The 13326-nt window shown below is 59.2% G+C and carries 18 protein-coding genes; 10 read left to right on the forward strand and 8 right to left on the reverse strand.

Annotated elements, in window-relative coordinates; all coding sequences use genetic code 11:
• The first annotated feature begins 13 nt into the window (after nucleotides 1–13).
• The 3 genes from LOY68_RS00455 (at nucleotide 14) to LOY68_RS00465 (ending at nucleotide 1868) form a co-directional block, all read left to right on the forward strand.
• On the forward strand, nucleotides 14–559 hold the full coding sequence (locus LOY68_RS00455) for a gamma carbonic anhydrase family protein (protein WP_265042398.1): 546 nt from the start codon (nucleotides 14–16) through the stop codon (nucleotides 557–559).
• A gap of 28 nt (nucleotides 560–587) precedes the next feature.
• Complete coding sequence (locus LOY68_RS00460) at nucleotides 588–1238, forward strand: HAD family hydrolase (RefSeq protein WP_265042399.1); 651 nt, start codon at nucleotides 588–590, stop codon at nucleotides 1236–1238.
• Nucleotides 1239–1409: 171 nt separating this feature from the next.
• Nucleotides 1410–1868 (forward strand): REP-associated tyrosine transposase, encoded by a 459-nt coding sequence (locus LOY68_RS00465; RefSeq protein WP_265042400.1) that lies wholly within the window; start codon nucleotides 1410–1412, stop codon nucleotides 1866–1868.
• A 100-nt stretch (nucleotides 1869–1968) separates the two neighbouring features.
• Here LOY68_RS00465 and LOY68_RS00470 read toward each other — a convergent pair whose 3' ends face one another.
• Nucleotides 1969–3045 carry an aminopeptidase gene (locus tag LOY68_RS00470; RefSeq protein ID WP_265042401.1) on the reverse strand — a complete coding sequence of 359 codons (1077 nt, stop codon included), beginning with the start codon at nucleotides 3043–3045 and terminating at the stop codon, nucleotides 1969–1971.
• Nucleotides 3046–3106: 61 nt separating this feature from the next.
• Between LOY68_RS00470 and LOY68_RS00475 the strand changes: the two genes are divergently transcribed.
• Together LOY68_RS00475 and LOY68_RS00480 are read left to right on the forward strand one after the other, a co-directional pair.
• Nucleotides 3107–3529 (forward strand): hypothetical protein, encoded by a 423-nt coding sequence (locus LOY68_RS00475; protein WP_054047941.1) that lies wholly within the window; start codon nucleotides 3107–3109, stop codon nucleotides 3527–3529.
• A gap of 40 nt (nucleotides 3530–3569) precedes the next feature.
• Nucleotides 3570–3989: a hypothetical protein gene (locus LOY68_RS00480; protein WP_163910469.1), complete on the forward strand. Its 420-nt coding sequence runs from the start codon at nucleotides 3570–3572 to the stop codon at nucleotides 3987–3989.
• Between the two features lie 6 nt (nucleotides 3990–3995).
• Here the strand turns inward: LOY68_RS00480 and LOY68_RS00485 are convergent, their stop codons facing one another.
• Nucleotides 3996–4235, reverse strand: coding sequence for a DUF1161 domain-containing protein (locus tag LOY68_RS00485; protein WP_054617208.1), 240 nt, complete (start codon nucleotides 4233–4235; stop codon nucleotides 3996–3998).
• A 249-nt stretch (nucleotides 4236–4484) separates the two neighbouring features.
• Nucleotides 4485–4916: an OsmC family protein gene (locus tag LOY68_RS00490; protein WP_046044847.1), complete on the reverse strand. Its 432-nt coding sequence runs from the start codon at nucleotides 4914–4916 to the stop codon at nucleotides 4485–4487.
• Between the two features lie 240 nt (nucleotides 4917–5156).
• Between LOY68_RS00490 and LOY68_RS00495 the strand changes: the two genes are divergently transcribed.
• Complete coding sequence (locus LOY68_RS00495; protein WP_163910468.1) at nucleotides 5157–6158, forward strand: LLM class flavin-dependent oxidoreductase; 1002 nt, start codon at nucleotides 5157–5159, stop codon at nucleotides 6156–6158.
• Nucleotides 6159–6226: 68 nt separating this feature from the next.
• Here LOY68_RS00495 and LOY68_RS00500 read toward each other — a convergent pair whose 3' ends face one another.
• Together LOY68_RS00500 and LOY68_RS00505 are read right to left on the reverse strand one after the other, a co-directional pair.
• Nucleotides 6227–6448 carry a DUF1161 domain-containing protein gene (locus tag LOY68_RS00500; protein ID WP_163910467.1) on the reverse strand — a complete coding sequence of 74 codons (222 nt, stop codon included), beginning with the start codon at nucleotides 6446–6448 and terminating at the stop codon, nucleotides 6227–6229.
• A 122-nt stretch (nucleotides 6449–6570) separates the two neighbouring features.
• Nucleotides 6571–6786 (reverse strand): dodecin, encoded by a 216-nt coding sequence (locus LOY68_RS00505; protein ID WP_054047931.1) that lies wholly within the window; start codon nucleotides 6784–6786, stop codon nucleotides 6571–6573.
• 157 nt (nucleotides 6787–6943) lie between these two features.
• Between LOY68_RS00505 and LOY68_RS00510 the strand changes: the two genes are divergently transcribed.
• A complete protein-coding gene (locus tag LOY68_RS00510; RefSeq protein ID WP_054047930.1) occupies nucleotides 6944–7270 on the forward strand; it encodes a DUF883 family protein in 327 nt (108 codons plus the stop codon).
• Here the strand turns inward: LOY68_RS00510 and LOY68_RS00515 are convergent.
• The gene (locus tag LOY68_RS00515; RefSeq protein WP_054617210.1) at nucleotides 7267–8160 is read right to left on the reverse strand and encodes a LysR family transcriptional regulator; all 894 of its coding nucleotides are present in this window, start codon (nucleotides 8158–8160) and stop codon (nucleotides 7267–7269) included. The two genes, LOY68_RS00510 and LOY68_RS00515, sit on opposite strands and share 4 nt — an antisense overlap.
• A 112-nt stretch (nucleotides 8161–8272) precedes the next feature.
• On the opposite strand from LOY68_RS00515, the gene trpB reads away from it, so the two are divergent.
• The 3 genes from trpB to LOY68_RS00530 all read left to right on the forward strand — a co-directional run bounded on the left by trpB (nucleotide 8273) and on the right by LOY68_RS00530 (nucleotide 10900).
• Nucleotides 8273–9508: a tryptophan synthase subunit beta gene (trpB, locus tag LOY68_RS00520; protein ID WP_265042402.1), complete on the forward strand. Its 1236-nt coding sequence runs from the start codon at nucleotides 8273–8275 to the stop codon at nucleotides 9506–9508.
• Nucleotides 9508–10320 (forward strand): tryptophan synthase subunit alpha, encoded by an 813-nt coding sequence (trpA, locus tag LOY68_RS00525; protein ID WP_133835136.1) that lies wholly within the window; start codon nucleotides 9508–9510, stop codon nucleotides 10318–10320. Before trpB ends, trpA begins: the two co-directional genes overlap by 1 nt.
• Before the next feature lie 121 nt (nucleotides 10321–10441).
• Nucleotides 10442–10900, forward strand: coding sequence for an RcnB family protein (locus LOY68_RS00530; protein WP_265042403.1), 459 nt, complete (start codon nucleotides 10442–10444; stop codon nucleotides 10898–10900).
• A 123-nt stretch (nucleotides 10901–11023) separates the two neighbouring features.
• On the opposite strand, the gene LOY68_RS00535 is transcribed toward LOY68_RS00530, so the two are convergent.
• Together LOY68_RS00535 and LOY68_RS00540 are read right to left on the reverse strand one after the other, a co-directional pair.
• The gene (locus LOY68_RS00535) at nucleotides 11024–12985 is read right to left on the reverse strand and encodes a DUF4105 domain-containing protein (RefSeq protein ID WP_265042404.1); all 1962 of its coding nucleotides are present in this window, start codon (nucleotides 12983–12985) and stop codon (nucleotides 11024–11026) included.
• The gene (locus tag LOY68_RS00540; RefSeq protein WP_265042405.1) at nucleotides 12982–13302 is read right to left on the reverse strand and encodes a DUF2388 domain-containing protein; all 321 of its coding nucleotides are present in this window, start codon (nucleotides 13300–13302) and stop codon (nucleotides 12982–12984) included. Before LOY68_RS00540 ends, LOY68_RS00535 begins: the two co-directional genes overlap by 4 nt.
• Nucleotides 13303–13326 lie beyond the last annotated feature (24 nt).

Below are 13326 nucleotides of genomic sequence, written 5' to 3' on the forward strand. Positions count from 1 at the left end.
GAGAGAACCTATCGTGTCCCTTCGCAAGTATCTGAACCACACGCCGCTACTGGGCAAAGGCGCTTTTGTCGACGGTTCGGCGGTGGTAATCGGCGACGTAGAAATCGGCGAAGACAGCTCCGTCTGGCCGCTGACAGTGATCCGCGGCGACATGCACCGCATCCGCGTCGGTGCGCGCACCAGCGTCCAGGATGGCTGCGTGCTGCACATCACCCACGCCGGGCCGTTCAATCCCGATGGCTTTCCGTGCTTGATCGGTGATGACGTGACCATCGCGCACAAGGTCATGCTGCACGGTTGTTCGGTGGGCAGCCGAGTGTTGATCGGCATGGGCAGCATCGTCATGGACGGTGCGGTGGTCGAAGACGATGTGATCATCGGCGCCGGCAGCCTGGTGCCGCCGGGCAAGCGTCTGGAAAGCGGTTTCCTGTATGTCGGCAGCCCGGTGAAACAGATCCGGCCACTGACTGACAAGGAAAACGCCTTTTTCACCTACAGCGCGGCGAACTACGTGAAGCTCAAGGACCTGCATCTGGCCGAAGGCTACGACAAGGTCTGAAGCGTCTCACTCTAGCCCAGGAATTTTCATGCATTACCAAACTGTTTTGTTCGACCTCGATGGCACCCTGACCGACCCACGCGAGGGCATTACCCGCTCGATTCAATTTGCCTTGGCCAAACTGGGCATCGATGAGCCCGACCTGACCAAACTGGAGCACTTCATCGGCCCACCGCTGTTGCAGGCGTTCATGCAGTTCTACGGGTTCGACGAACCCAAGGCCTGGGAAGCGGTGAATTTCTATCGTGAGCGTTTCAAAGTTACCGGCCTGTATGAAAACCGCGTGTTTGAAGGCGTGACACCGCTGCTGGAAACCCTGAGCGGGCAAGGACGACAGCTGTATATCGCCACCTCCAAACCCTGGGTATTCGCCCGCGAGATCGCCCGCCACTTCGACTTCGCCAAACACTTCAAAGTGATTTACGGCAGCGAACTGGACGGCACGCGGACCAACAAGGTCGAGCTGATTGCCCATTTGATCGCCGAAGAAGGCCTGGACCCGGCCAGCACCCTGATGATCGGCGATCGCAAACACGACTTGATCGGCGCCCGGAGCAACAGCCTGGACGCAGCGGCCGTGGGGTACGGCTTCGGCAGCCGCGAAGAACTGAGCGCCGAAGCACCGGCGTATCACTTCGAAACGCTGGAAGAGATGCATCAGGCGTTTTTGCAGCGTTAGATAAAGCTCTTTCGCGGGCAAGCCTCGCTCCTACAGATCACGTGGACTGTAGGAGCGAGGCTTGCCCGCGAAGGCGTCCTCCCAGACACATCCTGAGCAACTGTTTTCACTCCAATCCCTTCTTATCGTTCTAGCCTTCGAGGCTCAGGCCACGATCAAGGAGGATCAGCATTGCCAGAGCTCAAACATGCCCGTCGATTACGCGCTGGACGACATTCGGAGTCCGGGCAGATTTATCTACTGACGGCCGTAATTCTCAATCGAGAGCCGTTGTTTCATGACTTCAAGTGCGGGCGTTTGGTGATAGACGCCTTTAGAACGGCTGAGCGAGAAGGGTTCGCGACGTCATTAGCCTGGGTCGTCATGCCCGATCATTTCCATTGGCTCATCGAGTTGCAGAACACTCAACTGCCCACATTGATGGCTCGGACCAAATCACGCATCGCTGTGACGCTAAATCGCGCGATAGGGCGCCAGGGGCCGGTTTGGCAGCATGGCTATCATGATCGCGCCATTCGCAAGGAAGAGGATTTGCAGGCAGTTGCTCGATATATCGTTTGCAACCCTATACGTGCGGGATTGGTCTCGAAGGCTGGGGATTACCCGTTGTGGGATGCGATTTGGTTGTGACATTAACGACGCCTTCGCGGGCAAGCCTCGCTCCTACAGGTTTCATTCATTTGTAGGAGCGAGGCTTGCCCGCGAAGAGGCCGGATCAGCCACCGCTAATCTACGACTCTGCCAACTCTTTCAACGCCGCCTTGCGCTCAACAACCGACAACCCGCCCAGCTTCTCCACCTCGGCATAAAACCTCACCCAATCCCCACCAACCTGCTTGAACAACGCCGCAAACGCCGGTACCCATTGGTCGTACAAACCAAACGGCAGCAGCTTGGCATTGTTCAATGGTGCGTTGATCCACGCGTCATAGCGTTTGTCCCCGTTCCATTGGCTGTCACGCATCGCCCGATAGTCGCTGCGCATTCGTTCGAATTCTTCGGCTTTGCGCTGGCGCATCTGCTCGACCGGCAGGGGTTGGGCGTACAGGCGTTCAAGGCGTGTGCGGGTGTCCAGAACCAGTTGAGTGAGCTGATCGCGTTGTTGCAGCGTCGCGCCGTTTTCCGGGGCAAGCCCACGGCTGGCGCGCCATTGCCGGGTGCCTTCCTGCTCGACGAACGTGGCAAAGGATTCGTTGAACTCGGTGTCGTCCTTCACATAAAAACGTTGATGCGCCAGTTCATGAAAGATCAGCGTCGCCAGTCGCTCATCGCCCCAATTCATCATCGAGCTGATGATCGGGTCGTTGAACCAGCCCAGCGTCGAGTAGGCCTCGACCCCGCCGATCGACACGTCCATGCCTTGCAGTCGCTGCAACGCTGCTTCGCCACGGGCCGCGCTCTGGCTGTAGTAACCGCGATAGGCGACGCAACCGGCGATGGGGAAGCAATGGTTTTGCGGCTTCAGGGAAAATTCCGGCGTGACAAAGACATTCCAGACTACATAGGGCCGGCCAATGTCGGCGTACAGGCGATAGCTCTGGTTATCCGGCAGGTGCAACTGCTGGCTGGCAAACACCCGGGCCTTTTGCGACTGGGTCAGGTGCGCACGCAGTTTCGGATCGCGTTGGGGATCGGCAATCACCTTGGTCACCGGCTCTCGGGCCCGCAGCAATTGCAGCTGACCATTGGCCAACTGGCTGTAGTAGCTGACGCTGGCGCAACCGTTGAGCAACAAAAACAACACACCCGGAAACAAAACGCGCAAAACGCGATCAAGTAACCCAAGGCTTGAAAACGGCCTGATCACAATAAAAAACATCCCTGGAAAGTCTGCCCACAAGACTATCCCGCCACACTGGAGCTCCGCTATGCGCAAGTTGATGCTGACAGGAGGCCTGTTGACGCTGGCCGGTTGTGCCGGATTCGGAATGCCCGATCCTGACCCGTCCCAGGCGTGGATCGACCTGGCTTCAAAGCAGGAAGATTCGGCGTTGCAAGCGTTGAAGGTCGATGACAAGGCCGCCACCGACAAGCGCTTCTTTGAAGTGCAACCTGGTAGCCATGAATTGAAGGTTCGTTACCAGTTCGCCGTCGAACCCACCAATATCGGCCCTGATTCCGAGCCGTTGTGGCGTGATTGCCAGCTCAGTGTGAAATTCAAGGACTTCAACGCCGGTCAGCGTTATCAGCTGCAAGCGGGGAATATCGGTTTCCGGCCGTGGGCAAAACTCTACGACCAGCAGCGAAAAGTCATTGGGCAAGCCACACCCGCAGGCTGCCAACGCACGTGATCGGCGTTATGCTGAATGACCAATCATCGGGACATTCATCATGCGCAGGTTATTGCTGTTGCTCGGGGCGAGCGCTCTTTCCGGTTGCCTGAGTCCGCTGCCGGCCGTCGACCCGCAGATGGCCTGGGTCGACATGTCGACACCGACCCCCGGTGGCAAGTTGATGATGGCTGAGCGCCTGGATAACCAGCGACTGACAGACGGGCGCTTCTTTCAGGTTACTCCCGGCAGCCATGAGCTGAAGGTGCGCTTCGACTTTGAAGTGTTCACGGGTGGATCGGGGTTCTTGAACGACTCTTCGGAGCGGCTGTGCTACCTGACCATTCGCTACGACCAGTTCGAAGCCGGCCAGCGTTACACGCTGGAAGGTCGCTCCCTGGCCTTTACCCCCAGCGCCCGGCTGTACAACGCCAAGCGGGAGATCGTGGCTGAAGACCGGGAGGTCCTCTGCATCATCTGAGTCGGATCAACGATCGTTCTTTTGGTAGATGATGGCTTTGGTGCCGTTTTCGCAAGTACCAACGATCATCGCTACGTCGTGCTTGGCGGCTTCTTCCTTGGTGACGATTTCCAGGGTGTAGGAAGGCACCGCGTTGGCCTGAATCTTGATCTCGATCTCATTCTTGAGTTCTTCGCAGTCTTTGGTCGCGGCCAGTGCCGAAGTGGCCAGCGCGCAACAGATAATCGCCAAGGCAAAACGTTTCATGGTGAAGCTCCCTTGAGGCAGCGCGCATGTCTATGCGCTGAAGCTGCTGTCATTTATTCGACCACAGTTTTGCGAGGGGAGTTCTGATATCAGTCACAACCTACCGTTTCAGCCGTGGAGTTGTGTCGTTTATGAGGTCACCTTCGCGAGCAAGCCCGCTCCCACATTTGAAATGCATTCCAAATGTGGGAGCGGGCTTGCTCGCGAAGGCGCCAGTGCAATCAGCGCCGATTCAAAGCCATATCAAGATCAGCTAATCAACGTAGCATCCAGGCTGATCTTGGCATTCAGCACCTTGGACACCGGGCAGCCTTCTTTGGCCTTGTTGCTCAGCTCTTCAAACTGCGCCTGGGTCGCCCCGGGGATTTTTGCCTTGAGAATCAGTTTCACCGCGGTAATCGCAAAACCACCGTCGACCTGATCCAGCGTAACTTCGGCATTGGTATCGATGCTGTCAGCCTTGAGGCCCGCATCGCCGAGGATCATCGAGAACGCCATGGAGAAACAACCCGCGTGGGCTGCGCCGATCAGCTCTTCCGGATTGGTGCCTTTGCCGCCTTCGAAACGGGCCTTGAAGCCATAGGGTGCTTCTCTGAGAACACCGGTTTCCGTGGAAATCGAACCGATGCCGGTTTTCAGGTCACCTTCCCAATGAGCCGATGCTTTCTTCGTGATAGCCATGTCTGCCTCCTCAAGATCCGGCGCGGAATGTCGCGCCTTCGTGGTTTTCGGTTGCTAAGGGTTCTGAGGATAGAAGACTTGGCAAAGTTCACCTTGTCGGATCAAACCGCTTATCTGGTAAGCAAATTCGTCTCTGCTATTGAAACTCGGGTATATGCCCTCATTGCATAGGTAACGCTTTTAGACTCGGCAGGTTTTCACTCGTGAAAAAAACCTGCGGCCCATTGGAGAAGCAGGTTTATGAAACGATTGTCCGAAATCAAGTACTCCACCCTCGACTTGGTGCCCGTGCGGGAGAACGGCAGCGCAGCCCAGTCGCTGCGCAATTCCCTGGACCTGGCGCAGCACGTCGAAAAATTCGGCTACACCCGCTTTTGGGTGGCTGAACACCACAACATGGACGGCATCGCCAGTTCCGCGACCTCGGTGTTGCTCGGTTATCTGGCCGGCGGCACTTCGACGATTCGCGTCGGTTCCGGTGGTGTGATGCTGCCCAACCACGCGCCGTTGGTGATCGCCGAACAGTTCGGTACTCTGGAAAGCCTGTACCCCGGCCGTATCGACCTGGGCCTCGGCCGTGCGCCGGGTTCCGATCAGATGACCGCCCGCGCGCTGCGCCGTGAACGCTCCGGCAGTGCTGATGACTTCCCCGAAGACGTTGCAGAGCTGGTGCGCTACCTCGGCCCGCGCACGCCGGATCAACGGATCATCGCGATGCCCGGCACCGGTACCAATGTCCCGGTGTGGTTGTTGGGTTCGAGCCTGTTCAGTGCGCAACTGGCGGGTGAACGCGGTTTGCCCTACGCCTTCGCCTCGCATTTCGCACCGCGTTTCATGCATGAGGCGATTCGCGTCTATCGCAATCACTTCAAGCCGTCGGCGGTTTTGGACAAGCCCTACGTGATGCTCGGCGTGCCATTGGTGGCGGCCGACACCGACGAACAGGCCGATTATCTGGCGACCTCGGTCTACCAACGCATCCTGGCGTTGATGCGCGGCCAGAGCCTGGTGCAACGTCCACCAGTGAAAACCATGGATGGCCTGTGGTTGCCGCACGAGAAAGAAGCGGTGGGCGATTTCCTTGGTCTGGCGATGGTCGGCAGCCCGCAGAAAATCCGCGCCAAGCTGGAAGTGCTGATCGAGCAGACCCAGGCTGACGAGTTGATCTTTACCAGCGACCTGTACGAACACGCCGATCGCATACATTCCTACGAGTTGCTGGCGCAGGTCATGAAGGGCTGACGCGTAATTCGCGGGCACAAAAAAGCCGACGCCAATGCGTCGGCTTTTTCATTTGAGCAGGAATCAGCCTACTTGGTGTAGACGATGACTTTGGTGCCTTTCTCACAGGTACCGACGACTTTGCCGCCAGCTTCCGCGCCTTTATCGGCGATTTCCAGCGAATAACCGGCAACGCCCTTGGCGTCCAGTTTCGCGGCAATTTCCGCTTTCAGCTCTTCACACGACTTGCCGTCAGCAAAGGCCGTTCCTGCAAGGCTCAACAAACCTACTGCCAAAATAAACTTCTTCATCGGTCGCATTCCCTGGTCGGATCAATAGGGGCACCCGGCAAGCAGCCGGGTGCACACATGTAGCGCTTTGCCATTCCCTATGGCACTCGGCCAGCGCGCAAGTTCAGAAGACTAGCTCAAACTCAGCTGCTGGCAATCCGGAACCCGACTTTCAAGGTCACCTGGAAATGGGCTGCCTTGCCGTCCTTGATGTGGCCGCGGGTCTCGGTCACTTCGAACCATTCCAGATGCTTGAGGCTTTTGCTGGCTTCGGCCAGCGCGTTGTTGATCGCATCTTCGATGCTGGTAGGGGACGAGCCGACCAGCTCGACTTTCTTGTAGGTGTGGTGATCAGTCATAGCGTTCTCCTTGGGGTATGAAATACAGCCTAGCAGTGATTTTTCGTATTACTTCTGTCGGCTATTCCCACAGCAAAGTTCAGATTTACTGCACTTTCTCAAACCCCTGAAGTCCCAACCAACACACGCTACTCATCACCAATGAAGGAGAGCCACCATGGCCAACACCTCTTTACGTAAAGCCTCATTGCAAAGCATGGAAGCCGAGATCGAGAGTCTTCTCAAGTCGCTGGAAAACCTGAAGGACGACGCCTCGGACGAGTCGCGTAAAACCCTCAAGGCCCTGAAAAGCAATGCCGAGAACGCGCTGAAACATTCTCGCCACCTGCTGAGCGATGCCTACGAAGAAGTCAAAGTGAAAACCCGCGAAACCGGGATCGCAACCCGGGACTACGCCCAGGAACACCCTTGGACTACAGCCGGTGTCGCCGTTGGTGCACTGGGTCTGCTCGCGGCTTACCTGTTGTGCAAACGCGGCGACTAATCCGCTTGGCGCAGCTCATTCTTGAGCCACTGCGCCAACTGCCGAGCGCGCCCGTCCGCGGCGCGCTTGGGTAGCCACAACGCCAGTTGCGCCGGGGTTTCACTGAAACCCCACGGCGCGACCAGGCGGCCGGCCTTCAAATCCTCGGCCACCAGCGGCTCAGGGGCAATCGCCACACCCAGCCCTGCCACCGCCGCTTCCAGCAAATAATACAAATGCTCGAAACCCTGACCGTACTTCAACGCCTTGGCGTCGAGGCCGCTTTGCTGTGCCCAACTTGGCCAGGCTTGCGGGCGTGAGGTGGTGTGCAGCAGTGGTTCGGTCAATAGTGCGCTGGCCGGCGCCTGTTGCAGTCTTTCGAAACCGGCGAAGCGTGGGCTCATGACCGGGCCGATACGTTCGCTGGCCAGTTCATAGACTTGCATGTCCGCTGGCCACGGCGGTTCGGCAAACACCAGCAAGGCGTCCAGTCCCGGGCGGCGCGGATCGAGATCACCTTCTCCGGCCGAAAGGTGCAGGCGCAGGTCCGGCAGGTCCGCATTCAGCCGCCCGAGGCGCGGAATAAACCAGCGCGCCAACAAACTCCCCGAGCAACCAAGTACGAAGGGCGCATCGGCGGTGCTTTGGGTCAGTTCGGCGCAAACGGTGCGCAATCGCTCGAAGGCCTCGGCACTGGCATCGCGTAAACGAATCCCGGCATCTGTGAGTTTAAGGCCACGTCCGTCCTTGATGAACAGGGCAACGCCAAGGTGTTCTTCAAGCACCTTGAGTTGCCGGCTGACCGCGCCATGGGTGACGTGCAGCTGTTCAGCAGCCTGACTGACGCTGTTCAGGCGGGCAGTGGCTTCGAAAGCGCGAAGGGCGTTCAGCGGGGGGAGGTCGTGGCTCATGGGATCTGTGAGTTTTCCTGACAGGTTTCGGCGATCTTATCGGTTTTCAGGGTGCAACGTCAGGGGTAGAGTGAGCGTCATTGTCATCACACGAATCCAACTGGAGCGACCCATGACCCAGACTAATCTGCGCAACGGCCCCGATGCCAACGGCCTGTTTGGCTCGTTCGGCGGCCGTTACGTCGCCGAAACCCTGATGCCGTTGATCCTCGACCTGGCCCGTGAATACGAATTGGCCAAGGAAGATCCGGCATTCAAAGAAGAATTGGCCTACTTCCAGCGCGACTATGTCGGTCGTCCAAGTCCGCTTTATTACGCTGAGCGTCTGACCGAATTCTGCGGCGGCGCGAAGATTTACCTCAAGCGCGAAGAGCTGAACCACACCGGCGCGCACAAGATCAACAACTGCATCGGCCAGATCCTGCTGGCGCGGCGCATGGGTAAGAAACGCATCATCGCCGAGACCGGCGCTGGCATGCACGGCGTGGCGACCGCCACCGTGGCCGCACGTTTCGGTCTGGACTGCGTGATCTACATGGGCACCACTGACATCGAGCGTCAGCAGGCCAACGTGTTCCGCATGAAGCTGCTGGGCGCTGAAGTGATCCCGGTAGTGGCCGGCACCGGCACGCTGAAAGATGCAATGAACGAAGCGCTGCGTGACTGGGTGACCAACGTCGACAGCACCTTCTACCTGATCGGCACCGTCGCCGGTCCGCATCCGTATCCAGCCATGGTTCGCGACTTCCAGGCCGTGATCGGCAAGGAAACCCGTACCCAATTGCAAGATCAGGAAGGCCGCCTGCCGGACTCCCTGGTGGCGTGCATCGGCGGTGGTTCTAACGCGATGGGCTTGTTCCACCCGTTCCTCGACGACAAGAGCGTGGAAATCATCGGTGTCGAAGCGGCTGGTTACGGTATCGAAACCGGCAAACATGCGGCCAGCCTGAACGGCGGCGTACCGGGTGTGTTGCACGGCAACCGCACGTTCCTGTTGCAGGACGACGACGGCCAGATCATCGACGCGCATTCGATCTCCGCCGGCCTCGATTACCCGGGTATCGGCCCTGAACACGCCTGGTTGCATGACATCGGCCGCGTCCAATACACCTCGGTGACCGACGACGAAGCCCTTGATGCGTTCCACAAATGCTGCCGCCTGGAAGGGATTATTCCTGCACTGGAAAGCGCCCACGCCCTGGCCGAAGTGTTCAAACGCGCACCGAACCTGCCGAAGGATCACCTGATGGTGGTCAACCTGTCCGGCCGTGGCGACAAAGACATGCAAACCGTGATGCACCACATGGAAAACTCCCAACAAGTGCAGTCTAAGCAGGAGAAACACTGATGAGCCGCCTGCAAACGCGCTTTGCCGAACTCAAGGAACAGAACCGCGCCGCCCTGGTGACCTTCGTCACCGCCGGCGACCCGAGCTATGACACCTCGCTCGCCATCCTCAAAGGCTTGCCGGGCGCTGGCGCCGACGTGATCGAGCTGGGCATGCCCTTCACCGACCCGATGGCCGACGGCCCGGCGATCCAGTTGGCCAACATCCGCGCCTTGGGCGCCAAGCAGAACCTGGCGAAAACCCTGCAAATGGTTCGCGAGTTCCGTGAAGGCAACACCGAGACGCCGCTGGTGCTGATGGGTTACTTCAACCCGATCCACATGTACGGCGTGCCGCGCTTCATCGCCGACGCCAAAGAGGCCGGCGTTGACGGTCTGATCGTTGTGGATCTGCCGCCGGAACATAACGGCGAGCTGTGCGATCCGGCTCAAGCCGCGGGCCTGGACTTCATTCGCCTGACCACGCCGACCACCGATGATGTGCGCCTGCCGACCGTTTTGAATGGCAGCTCCGGCTTCGTCTACTACGTGTCCGTTGCCGGTGTGACCGGTGCGGGTGCGGCAACGCTGGAACACGTAGAGGAAGCGGTTGCGCGTTTGCGTCGCCACACCGACCTGCCGATCAGCATTGGTTTCGGGATTCGTACTCCGGAGCAAGCGGCGTCCATCGCGCGTCTGGCAGACGGTGTGGTGGTGGGTTCGGCACTGATCGATCACATCGCCAATGCCTCGACGCCGGACCAGGCCATCGACGGCGTGCTGAGCCTTTGCGCCGCGCTTTCCGAGGGCGTGCGTAAGGCCCGGGTCAGCTGAAGGTAAAGTTCTTGATACAGAGGAATTAGCGCCTCGCCCCACACACTAAACAGCAAGACCGAGGGATTCAGGACACCGTTCTGAATCCCTTTTTGCTGTTTGTGCAGTGAGGAAACCCCCGATGAAAATGCCGAAACGTCTGATTGCCAGCCTGGGCGTACTGATGCTCAGTGCGACCCCGTTGCTGCACGCCAGCGCCGACCAGCGCGACGATCACGACCACGGCGGCCCGCAGCAGGGCCAACACGATAACCGTGGTGACAATCGTGGCGACGATCACCGTGGCCCGCAGGACAACCATCGCGGTGGCCCTCCGCCACGCGATTTTGGCCCGGTGCGCCAGACCATTCGTGACAATCATGGTTATTTCGTACGCGGTGCGCCGCCGCCTCCAGGCATTCGACTTGAGCGTGGTCGCCCATTGCCTCACGGTTATTACGGCGAACGCCTGGATGGCCGAGCGCTGGGCCGGTTGCCGCAATATCAGGGTTACGAGTGGCGTCGGGCCGGTAGCGATATCGTGCTGATCGCCGTGGGGACCGGGATTGTTTATGAGATTTTGGATAACGTGTTGAATTAAGGACTGCATCGGCACAGCGCATTGCGCGCTGTGCCACAAAAAAGATCGCAGCCTTCGGCAGCTCCTACGGGGTACGTATTCCCATGTAGGAGCTGCCGAAGGCTGCGATCTTTTGCTTTTATGTCAAGGCAACTCCAACCCGCCCGCCGCTTTATGCAGCGCCCGCAAATGCTCGCCAACCTGCTTCAAATTGGCTTCGTTAGCTGCAATCTCCGCCGCACGGCTCGGTTCCAGCAACGCTCGCACTTCCTTATCCAGATCCCCGGTCAGCGATTGCAGCTGTTTCTGGCGCAGGCTGGTTTCCGACTCCAGTCGCGCCGACTCGCTCGGCTGTGGCAAACCATAACCACCTGAGCCGAGCAATTCGGCGGGGCGACTGAGGAAGCCGCTGTTGGCGAGAATCTGCTGCAAGGTCGCGTTGGCCTTGTCCATGCCGCCGTTCTTCAGTTCACGAGCGCCCAGATAGCGCTGCTTCACTTCATCCTGGGCCAACTGTAGCTGTCGACGGAAACTGGCCTGCTCCAGCAACAGCAATGCCGCGCTGGTGCGCAAATCAGCCTGATCGATCCATTTACGCCGTTCTTCAGCGCTCAATGACAACCAGTCTTCGACGGTGGCCTGCTTGATCGGCAAGTGTTTCTTCAACACTTCGAACATCGCTTGATAGCGATCGCGGAAGGAGTCGAAGCGATAACCCAGCCGCAGAGCCTCGCGTGGATCGTCCAGCACGCTGGTGTCCGCCAGTCCGCGACCCTTGAGCACTTCTAACAAGCCGTTGGGCATGATGCTGTCCAGCCCGGTCAGTTGCGCATTGTTGCTGCCGCTGCGCAGCAGTTTCAGGCTTTCCACCGCACAGTTGTTGGACAGGAAGAAGTAGTTGCCGTCGTAACTCCAGTGCATTTCCGCGGCGTGTTCCACCACTTCTTCGATTTCGGTGCGCGACAGGTTTAACGGCACCGAGGCGAGGCTGCGCAGTTCGGTCTTGGTGTATTCATCGATGACTTGGGCCAACGGCAAGACAAACAGGCGCGATGGGTATTTGCCGACCAATCCGTCCCAACTCGATAGCTGTACGTCGCCGACGAAGGCGCGGTAGGACAGCACCAGGTGTTGGTCCAGATCCAAGCGACAATCCGGTCCACGTGGACGGCCCGGCGCGCAAATCACCAGACGCAACATGCTGTGGCCCCAGCGGCTGACCCAGTTCTGGTTGGCTTCGGCCAGCAGGTAGTCCACGGCATAGACCCGCTCCGGGTCGACCTGGCCCAAGGGTGTCTTGGCGAAGTCGTTGCCGGCATTCAGGAACGCGAAGGTCTTGGCGCAGGTGTCTTTGGCGGCGGGCGCCCAGCCGAAATGGTCCTTGTAGTAGCGGTACAGCGCAGGACGTCGGCAGGCGTAGCTCGGGTCGAGGAGGAAATACTCCATGTTGACCGCGACGAATTCCTTGGGATTGGTGGTCTCGTAGATGTCCGGGCTGCGGGCGACTTGCCGGTTGTGCTGTTCGCGCTCGCCACGCCGGCCGACGTATTGCGGCCAGCCGGCCAGGTCCAGCAGGCGTGGGTCGTCGCTGAGGGTAAAGCGTCGTGTGGTCTGGCCGCGGCACTGGTCGGGGATGCCGATCAGCCCGGAGCTGCTGTTGCGTTGGGTGCAGCGCTGGATCAGCGTGCGCTCGGCATCTGGCCACAGACGCGAGCGATCATAAATATGGGTGAGTTCGTGCAGGACCGTGGCCAGCATTTCCCGGCGCACGGTGCCGTGGGGGCGGTAGGTCTTTTTGGTCGCAGCGCTGCCATCGGTGAGGCTGGCGAGCAAGTTGCGATTCAGATCGAGTTCGGACACCAGCGACGCCTGGCCGTAAGCGTTGCTGGGCATTTCGTCGGTCCAGCCGACATCGATGCGCCGATCCAGTTGCTCGACGAAGCGCGGCGGCAATGCCTGCATGGCTTCATCGAGTAGCGCCTGGCTGGCCTGCACTTGCGCGGGGCTCAGACCGTCGGTCTTGAGGCGTAATTGCAGGCCGGCCTGGGCGGTGTTGCCAAGCAGCAACACCACCCCGGCCAGCAGCCAGGCACTAAGCCGCCTCACAGTGCGAGGATGGCTTCGGCGAGAACCTGATCACTGGCGTCGCGGGCTTCCGGTACGCGGGTGCGCAAGGTGTTGATGGCCGCTTCCAGGTGCGCACCACGAATCTCGCCATCGCTGGCGACAAAACTGGCGGCGTCGTCATGGGCTTCGCGGACGATTTTCGAATCGCGAATGGAGGTGGTGGTGTCGGATGTGAAATCAAGCGTGCGCTGGGTGGCACGGATGATCATGTTACTGGTGGCAACCAGGGTGTGCGCCTGGGCCATGTCGGCCAACAACAGCAGGCCAAGGGTGGCAGCAATCAGCGGGCTACGCATGGAACGACTCCGGAGGAACGATGG

The sequence above is a fragment of the Pseudomonas sp. B21-053 genome, assembly GCF_026016365.1.
GTDB lineage: Bacteria > Pseudomonadota > Gammaproteobacteria > Pseudomonadales > Pseudomonadaceae > Aquipseudomonas > Aquipseudomonas nunensis.

What these genes read in the sequence shown, in the direction of transcription:
- LOY68_RS00460 (WP_265042399.1), top strand. Translation starts at nt 588, where the DNA reads ATGCATTACCAAACTGTTTTGTTCGACCTCGATGGCACCCTGACCGAC.
- LOY68_RS00475 (WP_054047941.1), top strand. Translation starts at nt 3,107, where the DNA reads ATGCGCAAGTTGATGCTGACAGGAGGCCTGTTGACGCTGGCCGGTTGT.
- LOY68_RS00480 (WP_163910469.1), top strand. Translation starts at nt 3,570, where the DNA reads ATGCGCAGGTTATTGCTGTTGCTCGGGGCGAGCGCTCTTTCCGGTTGC.
- LOY68_RS00485 (WP_054617208.1), bottom strand. Translation starts at nt 4,235, where the DNA reads ATGAAACGTTTTGCCTTGGCGATTATCTGTTGCGCGCTGGCCACTTCG.
- LOY68_RS00490 (WP_046044847.1), bottom strand. Translation starts at nt 4,916, where the DNA reads ATGGCTATCACGAAGAAAGCATCGGCTCATTGGGAAGGTGACCTGAAA.
- LOY68_RS00495 (WP_163910468.1), top strand. Translation starts at nt 5,157, where the DNA reads ATGAAACGATTGTCCGAAATCAAGTACTCCACCCTCGACTTGGTGCCC.
- LOY68_RS00500 (WP_163910467.1), bottom strand. Translation starts at nt 6,448, where the DNA reads ATGAAGAAGTTTATTTTGGCAGTAGGTTTGTTGAGCCTTGCAGGAACG.
- LOY68_RS00505 (WP_054047931.1), bottom strand. Translation starts at nt 6,786, where the DNA reads ATGACTGATCACCACACCTACAAGAAAGTCGAGCTGGTCGGCTCGTCC.
- LOY68_RS00510 (WP_054047930.1), top strand. Translation starts at nt 6,944, where the DNA reads ATGGCCAACACCTCTTTACGTAAAGCCTCATTGCAAAGCATGGAAGCC.
- LOY68_RS00515 (WP_054617210.1), bottom strand. Translation starts at nt 8,160, where the DNA reads ATGAGCCACGACCTCCCCCCGCTGAACGCCCTTCGCGCTTTCGAAGCC.
- trpB (WP_265042402.1), top strand. Translation starts at nt 8,273, where the DNA reads ATGACCCAGACTAATCTGCGCAACGGCCCCGATGCCAACGGCCTGTTT.
- trpA (WP_133835136.1), top strand. Translation starts at nt 9,508, where the DNA reads ATGAGCCGCCTGCAAACGCGCTTTGCCGAACTCAAGGAACAGAACCGC.
- LOY68_RS00530 (WP_265042403.1), top strand. Translation starts at nt 10,442, where the DNA reads ATGAAAATGCCGAAACGTCTGATTGCCAGCCTGGGCGTACTGATGCTC.
- LOY68_RS00540 (WP_265042405.1), bottom strand. Translation starts at nt 13,302, where the DNA reads ATGCGTAGCCCGCTGATTGCTGCCACCCTTGGCCTGCTGTTGTTGGCC.